16 protein-coding genes and 1 tRNA gene are annotated in these 16,496 nt (G+C 42.4%); 10 read left to right on the top strand and 7 right to left on the bottom strand.

The features are described 5' to 3' along the window. The first annotated feature begins 90 nt into the window (after positions 1-90). From cysQ to ACVBIU_RS16665, 4 genes are all read left to right on the top strand, one after another. On the top strand, positions 91-912 hold the full coding sequence (cysQ, locus tag ACVBIU_RS16680; protein WP_447162593.1) for a 3'(2'),5'-bisphosphate nucleotidase CysQ: 822 nt from the start codon (positions 91-93) through the stop codon (positions 910-912). Between the two features lie 310 nt (positions 913-1,222). Next, positions 1,223-2,113 carry a fructokinase gene (gene mak, locus ACVBIU_RS16675; RefSeq protein WP_447164345.1) on the top strand — a complete coding sequence of 297 codons (891 nt, stop codon included), beginning with the start codon at positions 1,223-1,225 and terminating at the stop codon, positions 2,111-2,113. Positions 2,114-2,400: 287 nt separating this feature from the next. Then, positions 2,401-3,180 (top strand): YdcF family protein, encoded by a 780-nt coding sequence (locus tag ACVBIU_RS16670; RefSeq protein WP_447162580.1) that lies wholly within the window; start codon positions 2,401-2,403, stop codon positions 3,178-3,180. A 372-nt stretch (positions 3,181-3,552) separates the two neighbouring features. After that, positions 3,553-4,233 carry a DUF2982 domain-containing protein gene (locus tag ACVBIU_RS16665; RefSeq protein WP_447164346.1) on the top strand — a complete coding sequence of 227 codons (681 nt, stop codon included), beginning with the start codon at positions 3,553-3,555 and terminating at the stop codon, positions 4,231-4,233. Between the two features lie 187 nt (positions 4,234-4,420). Here ACVBIU_RS16665 and ACVBIU_RS16660 read toward each other — a convergent pair whose 3' ends face one another. The 4 genes from ACVBIU_RS16660 to galU all read right to left on the bottom strand — a co-directional run bounded on the left by ACVBIU_RS16660 (position 4,421) and on the right by galU (position 8,060). After that, entirely contained in the window at positions 4,421-4,846 is a 426-nt protein-coding gene (locus ACVBIU_RS16660) for a bactofilin family protein (RefSeq protein ID WP_447162675.1), read from the bottom strand. Between the two features lie 534 nt (positions 4,847-5,380). Further along, positions 5,381-5,860 (bottom strand): ferredoxin-type protein NapF, encoded by a 480-nt coding sequence (gene napF, locus ACVBIU_RS16655; protein ID WP_447164347.1) that lies wholly within the window; start codon positions 5,858-5,860, stop codon positions 5,381-5,383. A 152-nt stretch (positions 5,861-6,012) separates the two neighbouring features. Then, a complete protein-coding gene (galE, locus tag ACVBIU_RS16650) occupies positions 6,013-7,032 on the bottom strand; it encodes a UDP-glucose 4-epimerase GalE (RefSeq protein ID WP_447164348.1) in 1,020 nt (339 codons plus the stop codon). Between the two features lie 122 nt (positions 7,033-7,154). Then, entirely contained in the window at positions 7,155-8,060 is a 906-nt protein-coding gene (gene galU / locus ACVBIU_RS16645; RefSeq protein WP_447162672.1) for a UTP--glucose-1-phosphate uridylyltransferase GalU, read from the bottom strand. Positions 8,061-8,559: 499 nt separating this feature from the next. On the opposite strand from galU, the gene phhA reads away from it, so the two are divergent. From phhA to maiA, 5 genes are all read left to right on the top strand, one after another. Then, positions 8,560-9,351: a phenylalanine 4-monooxygenase gene (phhA, locus tag ACVBIU_RS16640; protein WP_447162671.1), complete on the top strand. Its 792-nt coding sequence runs from the start codon at positions 8,560-8,562 to the stop codon at positions 9,349-9,351. A gap of 82 nt (positions 9,352-9,433) precedes the next feature. Then, positions 9,434-9,772 (top strand): 4a-hydroxytetrahydrobiopterin dehydratase, encoded by a 339-nt coding sequence (locus tag ACVBIU_RS16635; RefSeq protein ID WP_447162670.1) that lies wholly within the window; start codon positions 9,434-9,436, stop codon positions 9,770-9,772. Positions 9,773-10,070: 298 nt separating this feature from the next. Beyond that, positions 10,071-11,618 (top strand): transcriptional regulator TyrR, encoded by a 1,548-nt coding sequence (gene tyrR, locus ACVBIU_RS16630; protein WP_447162669.1) that lies wholly within the window; start codon positions 10,071-10,073, stop codon positions 11,616-11,618. 262 nt (positions 11,619-11,880) lie between these two features. Beyond that, entirely contained in the window at positions 11,881-12,867 is a 987-nt protein-coding gene (locus tag ACVBIU_RS16625) for a fumarylacetoacetate hydrolase family protein (protein ID WP_447164349.1), read from the top strand. 107 nt (positions 12,868-12,974) lie between these two features. Beyond that, positions 12,975-13,625: a maleylacetoacetate isomerase gene (maiA, locus tag ACVBIU_RS16620; protein ID WP_447164352.1), complete on the top strand. Its 651-nt coding sequence runs from the start codon at positions 12,975-12,977 to the stop codon at positions 13,623-13,625. Here the strand turns inward: maiA and ACVBIU_RS16615 are convergent. Then, positions 13,622-14,503, bottom strand: a complete 882-nt coding sequence (locus tag ACVBIU_RS16615; protein WP_447162667.1) for a LysR family transcriptional regulator — start codon at positions 14,501-14,503, stop codon at positions 13,622-13,624. The genes maiA and ACVBIU_RS16615 overlap by 4 nt on opposite strands. A 186-nt stretch (positions 14,504-14,689) precedes the next feature. Here ACVBIU_RS16615 and ACVBIU_RS16610 point away from each other — a divergent pair, with 186 nt between their 5' ends. Then, on the top strand, positions 14,690-15,919 hold the full coding sequence (locus ACVBIU_RS16610; RefSeq protein WP_447164350.1) for an MFS transporter: 1,230 nt from the start codon (positions 14,690-14,692) through the stop codon (positions 15,917-15,919). A gap of 43 nt (positions 15,920-15,962) precedes the next feature. On the opposite strand, the gene ACVBIU_RS16605 is transcribed toward ACVBIU_RS16610, so the two are convergent. Together ACVBIU_RS16605 and ACVBIU_RS16600 are read right to left on the bottom strand one after the other, a co-directional pair. Continuing rightward, positions 15,963-16,190 carry a hypothetical protein gene (locus ACVBIU_RS16605; protein WP_447162665.1) on the bottom strand — a complete coding sequence of 76 codons (228 nt, stop codon included), beginning with the start codon at positions 16,188-16,190 and terminating at the stop codon, positions 15,963-15,965. Between the two features lie 122 nt (positions 16,191-16,312). Beyond that, positions 16,313-16,388: transfer RNA gene (locus tag ACVBIU_RS16600), tRNA-Val, on the bottom strand. Positions 16,389-16,496: the final 108 nt, after the last annotated feature.

Genomic DNA, 16,496 nt, shown 5'->3' with positions numbered 1-16,496 from the left:
TCGCCTTAGTCTGTTTTAGACATAGAATGATTATTTGGTTATTAATTTCAATCGAAAAATACTGGCATAATACGTTTATTAAGCTGACAAATTATAGAGATACAGACATTGCCTAAAATATTTGAACCACAGTGGTTAGCGTCGATTCAGGATATCGCGATAGAAGCTGGCGATGCCATTATGGCTATTTATGCTAAAGATGATCTTGGGGTGATAACGAAAGCTGATGATAGTCCGGTAACTGCTGCCGATTTGGCGAGTCATCAGGTCATTGTACAAAGGTTAAAACAATTAACGCCCGATATTCCTGTTATGTCAGAAGAGTCGACTAATATCGACTGGCAAGAAAGACGACACTGGCAGTCTTATTGGCTGATTGACCCGCTAGATGGTACAAAAGAGTTTATAAAACGTAATGGTGAATTTACGGTTAATATTGCATTTATTCAAAACCATAGAGCCGTTGCTGGGGTGGTTTATGCTCCCGTGTTGGACAAATGTTTTTATGGCTCATTAGGATCCGGAGCCTGGTTGCAGCAGGCTGGTAGCACAAGGCCGTTAACTAAAGTGAGTCAGTCGACATCGGTCATACCTAGAATTGTCGGCAGTCGCTCACATGTCAGCCCAGGATTACAAGCTTACCTGCAAGAGATTGGTGAGCATGAAATGACAAGTGTAGGCAGTTCACTCAAATTTTGTTTGTTAGCTGAAGGCGAAGCAGATATTTATCCCCGTTTAGGTTTAACGAGTGAGTGGGACACCGCAGCGGCTCAAGCTGTGTTAGAAAGTGCGGGTGGTAAAGTGATGCAATATGACACTGATGTCCCTCTAGATTACAATCAAAAAGAGGATATTTTGAATCCTTACTTTATTGCTTATGCCCCCCATTGGGATAAAAACAAACAGGCTTGATGAGTTGTGCCTTGGTGAACCTTATTTAAGTGAACAGTGCTTTGGCGAGAGGTGCCTAAGTGAATAGTGTCTAGTTGAGAGATGCTTAGGTGAACATGGCCTAGGCACTGCAGTATCTAGATGAGCGCTTACTAATAATATAAACATAAAAATTAGTGCGTTATTTAGACTTTATAGAGTAAGGGATACCAATAATATATTCATTGAATGTGGTTACAGGTAGGCTCAATAGCTGCCCTATTCGTTGAAGTGATAGACCAAAATCGATTGCTAACTATGGCATAAAGACAAACATTTTGAAGGGGAAAACATGTTGCGAATAGGCGTAGATCTTGGTGGTACAAAGATAGAGGTTGTAGCACTGAGTGAGCGGGGCGAGGAGCTTTTTCGTAAACGAGTACCAACACCTCGAGAATATAACGCAACGCTCGATGCAATCGAACGTTTAGTTTTTGAGGCTGAGCAATTGCTTGGCGAAAAAGGGAGTGTGGGGGTGGGGATCCCTGGTGTGGTATCACCCTTTTCAGGTTTAGTTAAAAATGCTAATTCCACATGGATTAACGGACATCCTCTAGATATTGATCTAGGTAAACGTTTAAGCAGAGAAGTCAGAGTGGCAAATGATGCCAACTGTTTTGCAGTTTCCGAAGCTATAGATGGCGCAGCTGCCGGTAAGAGTATGGTTTTTGGAGTGATAATTGGCACCGGATGCGGCGCGGGCATTGCAATTAATGGCAAAGTGCATAGTGGTGGCAATGGGATCGGCGGCGAATGGGGCCATAATCCATTACCCTGGATGAGCGCTGAAGAATTTAATTCAACCAATTGTTTTTGCGGTAATCAAGACTGTATCGAGACGTTTATTTCAGGAACTGGCTTGGTGCGAGACTACCAGCTTTATGGTGGCTTGGCCGCAACGGGTAGTGATATTGCCCTACTTATGAGGGAGGGTGACGCGCTCGCTAGTGCGGCCTTCGAACGCTATATAGATAGACTCGCCCGCTCTCTAGCCCATGTCATCAATCTACTGGATCCTGATATCATAGTGCTAGGTGGTGGGGTATCTAACATTGATGCTATTTATCCATTACTGCCAGAATTGCTATCCAAATATGTACTCGGTGGTGAGTGTCGCACACCGGTGGTACAAAATGTCTATGGCAGTTCTTCAGGAGTGCGCGGCGCGGCTTGGTTGTGGTGATACTCGGTTGCTAAGGTTTAAGCTGATTGTCATTTTCTCTGTTTTTGTGTTGGTTATTCTGAGGTTCTAAGACTCGCAGTCTTATGTTATTGACTCGTCCGTAATATTGAGCTCTGTTTTTGGACGATAGCTGGTTTTTAGACAGAGGGAGAGTCGCGATGCGATCAACAGACGTATTTATAGATCGCGAGATACATAATGAATATCAATTAGTGCTGAATAAAATTAATGAAGAGAATAGCATGCTACACTTTTGAGACATTTCTCTTCACTAGGCAATCGTTACAATGTTTTGGTTAAAAAAGATTATCTCTCAGCTGTTTATGCCAATACCTATGGTGCTGTTGCTTATAGCACTGGCTTATTTAGTGATGCGTAACCGTCGGTCATCAAAAAACTTACTGATGATCGCAGCTATTTTGCTGATAGTGTTAAGTAGTAGCTGGGGAAGTAATTGGTTAATCGCGCCGCTAGAAGATCAATATCTGGTAAATAACCAACCTATTGGCAAAGGTTGCTTAGTGATGGTTTTAGGCAGTGGCCATGATGAAAACCCGAACTTAACCGCAGTACAGCAGCTTTCAAATACAGCCCTTGCGAGATTAACGGAGGGGGTGCGCCAGTTATCATTGGGGCGAGAGTGTAAACTGGTGGTCAGTGGCTGGAGTGGAGGACTATCTTCACGCTCACATGCCGAGATAATGTTTGATGCTGCAGTTGAATTAGGGGTTGCTCCTGAGTCCATTATTAAGTTTCCTTTAGCGCAAGATACCATCGAAGAAGCGCAATTTATGAAATGGGAAGTCGCGGAGGCACCGTTTCGTTTAGTGACTTCGGCAAGCCATATGCCAAGAGCTATGGCAATTTTTACCAATGCAAAGCTGAATGTTAGTGCTGCACCGACAGATTTTGCTCAAAGAGAGACTTACTGGTGGCGTTTTGATGCACAGAGCCTGTTAAATTCCCAGCGTGCGATTCATGAGTATATGGGATTACTGTGGTTCAAGCTTAAACATGCAAAAGAAGGGCGTAGGATCGAGGAAAAGCAGGTTCTAGGTACAAGCTGAGACGGAATGGCCTGTAGCCTTGCGATTTACGGAACGTTCGCTGGCTCATTTACGGAAAAACACCTTAACCATTGTAGGTTGGCATTTATGCCGTCAAGTCTTTGAGAAGGTCCTAGGTGCTTGGAAAAGCAGGTCCTAGGGAAAGCAAAGACGGAAAAGTAGAATGGCCTGCGGCCTTACGATTTACGGAACGTTCGCTGGCTCATTTATGGAAAAGGACCTTAACCATAGTAGGTCGGCATTTATGCCGTCAAGTCTTTGAGAAGGTCCTAGAACTTAGAACCTAGAACCTTGTTTATAAACGGCCTCGCGCCTGATTTTATAACCTGCTAGGATCGAGTTAAGTATCCTAATGATAAGAGTATGTAGAAGTTGATAAATGAAGCTTTACTGATTAGACCCATCAATAAGCGAAATGGCCTAACACTCACGTTTTTCGGTTTATTAAGCGTTATGATCAGCTTAGGCCTTTTCTTATCTGGTAACCATCTGTTTGCACCGGGTATGGTGTTTTTTGCATTTGGCGCTATAGCCGCAGTTTTAGGAATATCTAAATTGGTTGAGCCCGAGGTGACGGTAGAGCTTACTGCGCAAGGAATAAAATATTTTCATCGGCGCGGTCAAGTTGTGATTACTTGGGATAATATTCAGCGCTTAGATCAACCTCGTGTCTTACAGGGACTTGATACGCTGACGCTACCCTATATCGGAATTAAACTAAAACGGGTGGGCCCCATTTTAGAATGTATCTCCTTGAGGTTAGCGGCGGGTTTGTTAACCGAGCAAAGGCCTCTACTGATGACGGCATCTGCTCAAGATGAAGACTTATCTACATTAGAAAATCAAATGGTAGAAGAGTTTACGCCTTTTGTTGAAGAGAATGATCGTTTTAAGGGCGTGTTGGCGATGTTTGGTCATCGTTGTCGTCTTTTAGATGCACATCTAGGTTATCACCTGTTTATCTCAACAGATACGGTAGATAGGCCTGCAAATGAGTTTTTGTTATTGCTTAGAGAGTATAAACAGAAAAGCTTAGAGCAGGATCTGCTCTAAGCTATGACATCAAGCTTTTTTGAGTGTGACAAAGGGCTGATGTGGTAAAAGCTAAGTGGTACAAAAGAGAAGCCGTACAAAGCTCAAATCTTTACAAGTCATAAATGAAACGGCTAATGCCTATGATAGCGTTAACTAAGCCTAGTTAACTCCCCCCTTGTTAACAGCAGCATAGTTCACGAATACATTAGTTAACGCTTAGCTCAGCATCTTCAATGTGTTCTTGCTTTGAAGATTTACTGATGCTTTGTTTAGTCTCTATATTCGATGGTAAAAAGGCGATATCGTCTTTTACGCGCATGCCGATAAACTGACCGCCTTCAAAAATCTCCATAGATTGACAGTTCACTTCACCATCAACCAGTCCAGTGCTGCTGATATTGAGTTTGTCGCATGTGAGTTTACCTCGGAAAGTACCTGAGACTCTTAGTTCGGTGCAGTGAAGCTTACCATCGATTAACCCTCCGCTTTCGATAGTAATATTGTTGCTGGAGTTGACCTTACCAAAGAGCTCGCCTGCAATGAGGGCTTCCGCCGCAAACTCTGTTTCACCCGTAAAAGTGGTACCTTGAGCAATAAATGTTAACCCGCCGCTTCTTTTTTTTCTAAACATAATGACGCCACTGTCCGTTTTAGTTGCGTAGATGTTACCTTGAAATTTAAGTGAAAAAAACCACTTAAATTTGGCGCTTATATGTCATATTTTTGGCTTCCTACTTCAGCAATAAATGGCTTCACAGAGAGGCAACTATTTCATTGACCATTCGCTTTGAAGTAGTTCACCCAAATACTGAGCGTCGCTCACTCTCTGATACTGATTGGTAATACCAATTGGATTATGTATCTGTTCATTCAATGGGAATTCAAAGTGCTGAAGGCAAGCGGGGAAGAGGGCTATAGTGGAGCGAGTAACCCCTCAGTTAATGCAGATTAAGCCATCGGTCATTAAAGCCGGTGCCTTGTGCGCTGTTTGTATAGTGATTGGTATTTTGCGAGTTCTTGGTAAACGTAGCGCTTCGTAGTCACGGAGGCTTATTGAGTTAGTTGTTTGACTTAGTTATTTGACTTGGTTATTTGAATTAGTCGTTTTATTTAGCTTTATGACTTTGTTTAGGATTAGCTTTATTCATAAGCGTATGTGTTCGCGTTATAACTTTTTAACTATGATTGCTGTTGATGGGCAGGGGGCCACACAAGCACCGCATCCGTTACACGCATCTAGATCTATCTTTGGCACAGGTGCTTTTCCTATTGCTAAGGTAAAGCTAATCGCACGTGGGTCGCAGGCGTCTTTACAGCTTTGGCACCAGATCCCTTGATAGGCCATACAGCTATCTTGAATTACGGCCGTCATTTGCCAAGGTGTTGTGTCTGTAGCTTCAAAAATAGGCTCTAAGCAAGCATCAGCACATTTTTTACAAAACGTACACTCATCGATTTTAAAGTCGATTTCAGGAAAACCGCCATCACCTTTGATAATAATTTGAGTTTCACACGCGGAGATACACTTATCGCAGCGGGTACATTCATCGGTAAATTCGATTGACTGCTTGACCCAAGGAGGGCGAATCGCATTCATCTTTTTACGATTGAAAAGTCTTCTTCTGCTTTGATTAATCGTGCTCATCTTATTACTCATTTTAGAAGATACTTAGGGAGGGCATTTGCAAGCTCACTGCGAGAGCGCTGCGCTTCTAGATACTAGAACCTAGAACCTAGGACTTAAGATCTAGGACCTAGGACCTAAGATCTAGGACCTAAGATCTAGGATCTAAGACCTTAGCCTTCGTTCTGATAACCATTGGGGTTACTTGACTGCCAATGCCAGCTGCTTTGTGCCATATCATCGATACTATGGGTCGCGTGCCAGTTAAGTTCTTTTTGCGCTTTTTCTGGATTTGCATAACATGCTGCAATATCTCCAGGTCTGCGCGCCACAAGTTGGTACTTAATGTGTGTGCCACTTGCTTTTTCGAAGGCTTTAACCATTTCAAGTACGCTGTAACCTTGTCCTGTTCCTAAGTTATAGGTAACAAGTCCTGACTGAGTATGCAGTTTATCTAAGGCTCTTAAGTGACCAATGGCTAAATCTACGACGTGAATATAATCTCTTACACCCGTACCATCAACGGTATCATAATCACTGCCAAATACACTTAGTTGTTCACGTTTTCCAACAGCAACCTGGCTAATAAACGGCATCAGATTGTTGGGAATGTCATTAGGATCTTCACCAATTAACCCACTCTCATGTGCGCCAACAGGGTTAAAGTATCGTAATCGAGCGATATTCCAACTGTTATCTGAGTGGTAAAGATCTGCAAGTATATGTTCCACCATTAATTTGGACTGGCCATAGGGATTCGTTGCCCCTGTAGCAAAGTCTTCGGTTATCGGCAGGCTAGCAGGATCGCCATAAACGGTGGCTGAAGAGCTAAACACTAAGTTTTTAACATTAAACTCAGCCATTACTTCACATAATACTATGGTGCCGGTGACATTATTTTCGTAGTAGCGCAGTGGTTGAACTACTGATTCCCCCACGGCTTTTAAACCTGCGAAATGAATAACTGATTTAATCGTATGGTCAGTAAACAGTTTTTGCAGGAAGGCTCTATTCAGCACATCACCTTGATAAAATGTGACCGATTTTCCTGTGATTTGCTCGACTCTTTTTAGTGCTGTAACACTTGAGTTACTAAGATTATCTAAGATAACGACATCATTCCCATTGTTGAGTAGCTCAACAACCGTATGTGTGCCGATATAACCAGCGCCGCCGGTAACTAGAATCGTCATTTTTATAATCCTTTAATTTAGGCAGTTCGCTTTAAGAAAGAAAAACAACGCTGACAGCGTTATTAAGATCTTAATTAAAGCGTTTTGCTAAAGTGTTTTAACGCTTTACTAAAGTGATTTAATTAAAGCGTTTTAACAATCGCTTTTAAATATTCTGCAAACTCAGGGCCTATTTCCTTATGGCGCAAAGCATGCTCTACATTAGCCTGCATATAACCTAATTTATTACCACAGTCGTGACTTTTACCTTGCATGTAATAGGCATTAACGGTTTGATTTTCCATGAGCATGGCAATCGCATCGGTAAGTTGGATCTCATCGCCTGCACCTGCTGGCGTCTTAGCTAGGTAAGACCATATTTCAGGAGGTAAAACATAACGGCCTACAACCGCTAGATTAGACGGTGCATCATCAACATTTGGCTTTTCTACTAGCTGAGTCAACGGAAGTGACTGTCCAGGTTGTAGCTCGGCACCATTGATATCGGCAATACCATATTGGTTAACCAGTTCGTGAGGCACGCCTTCAACCATGATCTGACCGACTTCAGTCTCATCATATATGGCAACCATATCAGCTAGGTTATCTTGGCTTAAGTTGCTACTCACTTCATCAATGATAACGTCGGGTAAAAGTACGGCAAATGGAGAGTCACCGATGATACTTTTAGCGCATAAAATTGCATGACCTAAGCCTTTAGCTTGGGACTGACGCACACTGATAATCGTAACGTCAGCAGGGCAGATTGCTTGCACTTCGGCAAGTAATTGACGTTTTACGCGACGTTCGAGTTGGGTTTCTAACTCAAAGCTAGTATCGAAGTGATTTTCAACCGAGTTTTTACTGGCGTGGGTAACTAGGACGATTTCTTTAATTCCAGCGGCTATGGCCTCGCTGACAACATATTGGATCAGTGGCTTGTCCATAACTGGCAGCATCTCTTTCGGGATAGCTTTGGTGGCTGGAAGCATACGTGTTCCAAGGCCTGCTACAGGGATGACTGCTTTACGAATTTTATGTTGTTTCATTCTAATCCTATCTGTTCCTAATTGGGAATCGGCACACAAACTTACATTCTATACTGAAATGAGTAACCCTTGGGTAAGAATTATTGAAAGCAGGGCGTAAAATTTAGTTACTCTGTTGTCTTGCTGGTTATTTTTCACTATTTCGGGCATTTAAACATGTGAATAGAGACAAAGCTTGCAGGTGTTGGCAGTGTTTCTAGCTTTAATTTTTAAGAATGATTTGTGGCTGTAACGCTGACTGTACGGCTAAGTGTGCTAATGATTCAGTAAGAGGGGGTTGGTTTGTTTTTGCTGTAACAAGTTCATTACACAAAGCGACCTCTTTTCGCCGATAAATAAACTGTGATCAGGTTAACAAAACATCAACTTTAGTTAAGTATGAAGTAACGACTTATTCACAGACTTATTTTCTGACTGATTGATGAGTTAGACAGAATGCTTAGGCGGAAGACTGAGACTGAATAATTGGGGCGATGACTTAGGATGACGAGTTAGGAATATGAGCAAACAATCAAATTACGTAGCACACATGCCTGACGCTAATGGCTTTATTGATTACCCGCAAACCGATCATGATATTTGGGCTGAGCTGTACGCAAGGCAGCGAGTTAACCTTCCTGGCCGGGCTTGCCAAGAATATCTAGATGGTCTAGAAAAGTTAGGCTTGCCGACAGATAGGATCCCACAACTACCTGAGATTGATAGTGTATTGCAACAAGCTACAGGTTGGAAAACTGCTGCGGTTCCTGCATTAATTTCTTTTGGTCAGTTTTTTGAACTGCTTGCCAACAAGTCATTCCCGGTGGCGACTTTTATCAGAAGCCGAGAGGAGTTTGATTATTTGCAAGAGCCTGATGTCTTTCATGAGGTATTTGGCCATTGTCCATTGTTAACCAATCCATCATTTGCTCATTTTTCGCATCTGTACGGTCAACTAGGTTTGGCAGCAAGCAAAGAAGAACGTGTGTTTTTAGCGCGACTGTATTGGTTTACTGTTGAGTTTGGTGTGTTGCGATCGAAAAATAATGAGCTGAGTATTTATGGCGGTGGCATTATAAGCTCGCCAGGCGAAACCATGTTTGTAATGGGCTGTGAGCCGGAGATCAGAGTATTTGATTTAGTGGATGTGCTGCGTACGCCCTACAGGATTGATATTATGCAGCCTATTTATTATGCGATTGAAAGTATCTCTGATCTGGATGCCATAACTGAAATGGACATTATGGCTGCTGTAAAAAAAGCACAACAGTTGGGCTTATTTAAACCGACATACCCAGTAAAAGTGAGCTGAATTTACAGCGTGTCGTTAACTGTGTACGACACTCATGTTAGCAACAACTATTGAATTTAGAAGAATCATTGAAGGAAAAAAGATGACTGAATTAGCTCAAATGAAATGTGAAGCTTGCCAAGCTGATGCACCTAAGGTCTCCGATGAAGAGTTAGCGCAATTAATTAAGATGATCCCTGATTGGGGCGTTGAAGTGCGTGACAGCGTTATGCAGTTAGAACGCGTCTATAAATTTAAAAATTTTAAATTAGCGATGGAATTTACTAATAAACTGGCTGATCTCGCTGAAGCTGATTTTCATCACCCTGGAATATTAACTGAGTGGGGTAAAGTGACAGTCACTTGGTGGTCTCATTCAATAAAAGGCCTTCATAAAAATGACTTTATTATGGCTGCAAAAACAGACGTTCTTTACCAGTAAGCGATAGGTTTATGCTTTTACAGATATTATTGACAGCATTGTCTTATGTTTTACTGACTTGTTAATAGACGAACTCACTGCTTTGCGCCAGCGTGTTGGCTTGACTGACACGCTTTTATTTTCTTTGTGTTACAAATCCGCTGTAAACAAGCCTTGCCACAAGCCAAATAAACTTCTAACGTATAGAGCGATTACCGATGTTGAGTTTTGCTTTTAAGTTTAGTTCTAACTAGGCAAACTTTATTTGTCGATTGTTTTATCCCAATAACGAGTATATAAAAAAGGGAATTGCAATAGTATGCGCTTGGAAGTTAGCTGTTTAGATCGTGTAGGTCTGGCCAAAGATATCTTATTGATTATGGAAGACTACGGGATCAATTTGTTTGCCATAGACGCAAGCAATCAAGGGTTTCTTTATTTGCAATTCGCTGAGGTAAGCTTTGATACCTTGAGTGAGTTGCTTCCGCTTATTCGAAAAGTCGAAGGCGTACATGATGTTAGAACGGTATCTTTTATGCCGTCAGAACAAGAACACTATGCGTTAAAGACCCTCCTAAAGACATTACCCGATTCCGTTTTTTCACTCGATGTAAAAGGACGGATCCGTATTGTTAACGAGTCCGCTTTACATACGGTCGGCATGGCCGAACATGAGGTTATTGATGAGTCAATAAATCATTGGGTGCATGGATTTAATTTTAGCCGCTGGTTGAGTGAGTCGACAGTATTAGCTCAGGCCACTCGCGTTAATATTGGCGAAAATGAGTATTTGGCCGAAATGCTACCCATTTATCTGCCAGATAGCGGTAGCGATACGCCGATCCTTGCTGGTGCAGTGGTCTCACTAAAATCTCCTGCACGACTGGGTAAACAGTTTAATGCACTGCAAAATCAATCTAGTGGTTTTGAAAACGTACTTGCCACCAGTGATAAAATGAAAGAAGTACTGGTACAGGCTCGCCGTATGGCGCAACTTGATGCGCCCTTATTGATTACGGGTGAAACGGGGACCGGCAAAGAGTTAATGTCTCGTGCTTGCCATGATGCGAGTATGCGTCGTGAACAACCTTTTATCGCCATTAATTGCGCCGCTATGCCAGACAGTGCTGCTGAAGAAGAGTTATTTGGCTTCGTTAGTAATGGTAATGTAATAAAGCGTGGCTTTATCGAGGAAGCGAAAGGCGGTACGATTTTTCTTGATGAAATTGCCGAAATGTCGAAGTCTGCTCAAGTAAAATTATTGCGATTCCTACAAGATGGTACCTTTAGACGCGTCGGTGGTGATGAAGAGATCCGCAGTGACGTAAGAATAATTTGTTCGACGCAAAAGAATTTGGCCGAGTTATGTCAAAACGGTGAATTTAGAGAAGATCTCTACTACCGTATTCACGTGTTGAGCTTTCATGTTCCTTCCTTACGCGAGCGTAAGGTCGACATCATTCCATTAACTGAAATGTTTTTAGAGCATTACAGTCAACAGTTATCTATTCCTATCCGTCGTATATCGGGTGAATGCCGTGAACATCTGTTAGGTTATGCATGGCCGGGGAACATACGCCAGCTTAAAAACGCTATATTTAGGGCCGTCTCAATGTGGGATGGTAACGCAGAGCTTTCCGTCGAGCAGCTAAAACTCCCTTCTTATGCAGAGGGATTTGGTTATTTCGACCATGAATTCGAGGGCTGTTTAGAGCAAGCAATGAAGCAGTTTGAAGCAAGCTTATTGCGTAGGCTTTATCCAGCTTATCCAAGTACGCGTCAGTTGGCTAAAAAACTGGGCGTTTCACACACGGCCATTGCTAATAAACTTCGCGAATATAAGATCGGTAAACAAAAAACAGTGTAACAATAGCTTGCCGCGAGTAGCTGCTTAGGTAAGCCACTTTAGACTCAATATTATGCTTACAGCCTATTCTTTAGAGGTTGTAAGCATAAGTTTACAATATTGCCGCTCTACTCAGTAAATGTGATTTGTCTCACGCTATTCCACTCTTCCCTTACTTAATGTATTTCTATGGCTAAAGGTCGAATCAGCCCAAATAGAGCACTGTCATTGTCATCGAAAACTAATAAGATGAGAGTTAGGCATAAACAATTAGGAGTTAAGCATGAAGTTAGCAAGTTATAACAATGGTCGCCGTGACGGTCAATTGATGTTAGTCAGCAAAGATCTGACTAAAGCGGTTGCTGTGCCTGCTATTGCCCATACTATGCAGCAATTAATGGATGCTTGGGGCCTGCTTTATCCACAGTTGGTAGAGCTTTATGACGCGTTAAACAATGGCTTGATGGATAACGCAGTAGATTTCGATGAAGCGAAATGTTTATCGCCGTTACCAAGAGCCTACCAATGGGCCGATGGTAGTGCATACGTAAATCATGTTGAATTAGTCCGTAAAGCCCGCGGTGCTGAAATGCCTGAAACATTCTGGACCGACCCTCTCGTCTATCAAGGGGGCTCAGATTGCTTTATTGCGCCAAAGGCTGATATTGCGTTAGGGAGCGAAGAGTGGGGCATCGATTTTGAGTCCGAAATCGCAGTGATCACAGACGACGTGCCTATGGGCGTCAGTATAGAAAATGCCACTCAACATATTAAGTTACTCATGTTGGTCAACGATGTATCGTTACGAAACCTTATCCCTGGTGAACTTGCCAAAGGTTTCGGATTTTTCCAAGCTAAGCCTTCGAGCAGCTTCTCTCCTGTAGCTGTAACGCCTGACGAGCTAAATGATAAGTGGCAAGACGCTAAAGTTCATCTTCCGTTAATCACTCACCTTAACAATGAGTTATTTGGGCGCCCTAATGCTGGGGTTGATATGACATTCAACTTTAGCCAGTTGGTGTCCCATGTTGCTAAAACGCGTCCATTGGGAGCGGGGGCTATTATTGGTTCAGGTACCATTTCTAACTACGATCGCAGCGCCGGTTCAAGCTGCTTAGCTGAAACACGAATGCTTGAAACTATTGCAGAGGGTAAGCCGTCAACCCCATTTATGGGTTTTGGTGACCGCGTACGTATCGAGATGCTTGATGACGACAATAACAGTATCTTTGGATCAATTGATCAGCAAGTGGTCGAATATAAAGCCTAGTGTGTTTAAGGTGGGTATATTGATTAAAGGCTAATTCTCTGGAGTTAGCCTTTTTGCTAAATACCAGGTCTCATTTTCAAAAGGATTTTTACATGGGTAATACAATGATGACGCTTTATGGTTATTGGCGCTCTAGCGCAGCATATCGTGTACGTATCGCTTTGAACCTAAAGTTACTTAAAGCCGAGCAACATTCAGTGCATTTAGTTAAAGATGGCGGAGAGCAACATCAACAGTTCTATGCATCAATTAATGCGCAGGAGCTAGTGCCAAGCTTAGTGATCAAAGGCGAGGAGGGGGAGCAAGTCTTAACTCAGTCATTGGCGATTATTGAGTATTTGGACGAGGTGTACCCTCAGAAAGCGCTCTTGCCAACAAAGCCATTTGATAGGGCAATCGTGCGTGCGATGGCATTGAGTGTTGCTTGCGAAATTCATCCGCTTAATAACCTCAAAGTGTTGCAATATCTTACAGGTGAGCTAGGTATGAGCGATGAGCAAAAAGCTGCATGGTATCAGCACTGGATAGCACAGGGCTTTGGTGCAATAGAGAAACAGCTCCAAAAACACAGTGGGCTTTGTTGCTTTGGAGATAGCCCAACCTTAGCAGACATATGCTTGGTGCCTCAGGTGTACAATGCAAAGCGTTTTAAGGTCGATATGAGTCTGTATCCCAATATTGAGCGTGTTAATGCTCACTGTTTAACGCTACAGGCTTTTATTGATGCAACACCAGAGAATCAAGTTGACGCGCTCTAGCGATGTTTCAAAAGAAACTCAACAAATGCTCTGTCAGCTTGGCTGATAGGGCGTTGTTTTTTCCAGGCAATATGCAGATCAAGGAAAACGGGTGGATCAAAGGGTTTTGCGCAAATTTTATCGTGTTTTTCTATGACCATCTCTAATACGCTGGTAATACCATATTCTTGTGCAACAACTTGTTTAATCAAGTTAATGAGATTAGTTTCAAAGGCAATATTTGCTGTAACACCTAGTCGTTCTGCTTGTTTTAGCATCCATTCTCGATGAAAGTAACCCTGCTTAAAGAGTACTAGCTCATGTTTAAAAAACGCTTTTAAAGGGATGGATTTAGCATTTGCTAATGGGTGTTGCTGACCTACAGCGACGACCATCTGTTCTCGCAATAATAAGTGGCTGTCAAATTCGTCGGTAAGGTCATTGGCTGTAATAATGGCAATATCGACATCTTCCTTTTGTAGCATTCTCAGAGTATCACGAGTGCCACCTTCAAATAGTGATAGCTTTAGCTCTGAGTATTGATGGCGAAATGCCATTAAACGCCTTGGCAAATAAAATGAACCTAGCATACCGGGTACTGCTAATCTGACTTCACCTTTAGTGAGGTTGGCCATGGACTTTATATGTGCCTCTGCTTGCGCCATGTTCTTGATGATTAACTTAGCATGTTGATGCAAGGCGTCACCTTCTGCTGTTAACGACAGCGATCTACTACTCTTATTTATCCCTCTATCAATTAGCGTCACTCCCAGCTCTTGTTCAAGTCGTTTGATACTTTGGCTTAAGGCTGGTTGCGCCATATTGAGTTGTTCGGCAGCTTTAGTAAAACTGCCGGCATTAATTAATGCATCTAGGTATTTTAATTGTCTAATATCCATAGTTTTTATTCAGTTTTGCATTGTAAAAGTAAGCTCCATATAAAGCTTACTTCAATTTATCATCTACTTGATAAGGTAGAATTTGATATAACATAAATCAATAACTATCGCACTTTTAAGTTGTTATTCTTATGGGGTGGCCGCTGATATGCTACAGCCTAATTAATTGCTTTGAGTTAGTCGTCAATGAGCACAAGGGTAGAAGATGGACACGTGGCTGATGAGATCCGCTTAATTGCAGGCTTATCAGTTGCTTCAATGGTGATTTTTATCAACTTATATTTGGTACAAGGAATGCTACCGCTTATTGCGGACTCATTTTCGGTATCAAAAGGCCATGCTACGTTATTGTTATCAGTCACCAGTTTTACTATGGCATTCTCTCTTTTGCTTTTTGCGGTACTGTCTGATCGCATTGGCCGCAAAAAGCCCATTTTAGTGAGTCTTTACCTATTGGTTTTGTTAGACCTTAGCGCCTATTTTATTGATAGCTTTAACCAACTCGTTTTGTTAAGAATGTTTCAGGGCGCCTTATTAGCCTCAGTACCCGCCATGGCAATGGCCTATTTTAAAGATGAGTTAGGCAGTAATGCTTTGCTAAAGGCCGGTGCCATCTATATAGCCGCTAATAGTGTCGGCGGTATCGTGGGGCGTTTGCTCGGAGGAGGTATGGCTCAATACCTCGATTGGCAGCAAGCGATGGCTTTATTAACCGCAGTTTCTCTAATAGGGACACTTGCTGTGACCTATCTGTTACCTGGAAGTCATTTTGTTAAGCCTGAGTTAGAGTTAGGGCGGTGGCCAATAAAAAGCTCTGATTTTAAAGGGTTTTGTCATCACTTAGCGGATAGGAAATTACGCTTGGTTTACCTTATTGGTGGACTTGCTTTTATGGTTATGGTTAATCAGTTTAGTTATATCCAACTCCATCTGATGGACAGTCCTTTTAGCTTAGGGCGTTTTGAAGTTACGTTGATTTTTCTTTGTTATCTCAGTGGCACTTATGCATCATATCGCTCAGCGAACTGGATTGGGCAGCTTGGACTTAAGCGGGTATTAATTATCTCTGTGTTGGCGTTGTTTCTCGGTACTTTGCTGACCTTACTCGATAGTTTAACGGTTATATATATTGGTTTTTTGATCTCAGCATTTGGTTTTTTCCTTATTCACAGTAGTTGTAATGCCTGGGTGGCTTATAGAGCAAAGCTGCATAGGGCTAAAGCAACGGCATTGTACCTTTGTTGCTACTATTTAGGCGCTGCTATAGGTGGGCCTTATTTATTGCCATTTTGGCAGCATTGGGGCTGGAGAGGGGTTGTAGTGGGGTCTGTCATTGGGCTTGGTATATTAGCTATTGTGGTGCTAAAACTTATCCAACCTACGTCAGCATCAGACTCTTTGGCGATGGGCGCGTGAAGTGGTGAGAATTGCTAATAGTAGTAACCCTCTGCAGAAGAAGCTATTTGTTGGGTGCTATCTGATGCATAACATAATCACTAGGAAGAAGTTCGAGCTGTCCATTTTCATCGAAATACCAACCTGTGATAAAGCCTTTTTGGCGCATTTTGACTAGATTTTGCATAACGGATTTAGCTTCAACTAAAGCAGTGTCTTGATCGTATTGGTAAGTGAGCTTTAAATAAGCGGCAATGCTGGCGAGCGAAGCGGATTGACTGACGTCTGCCATAAGATTTGTCCTGCGATACATTATCCTAAAAGGATAGTAGAGAACGTTCTTTAGTGACAAAGATAGTTAGCAATTTATTGAGATATGATTTGGTACTGCGAAGAGATTCTTTACAGAAAGAATGGTGGTCGATACTGGGCTCGAACCAGTGACCCCCTCCTTGTAAGGGAGGTGCTCTCCCAGCTGAGCTAATCGACCTGGGATTTCATAATGTTTTAATTCTTTATGAAAAGAATGGTGGTCGATACTGGGCTCGAACCAGTGACCCCCTCCTTGTAAGGGAGGTGCTCTCCCAGCTGAGCTAAT

The organism is Shewanella sp. 30m-14, from assembly GCF_052977125.1.
This window is presented reverse-complemented; position numbering and strand designations above follow the sequence as displayed.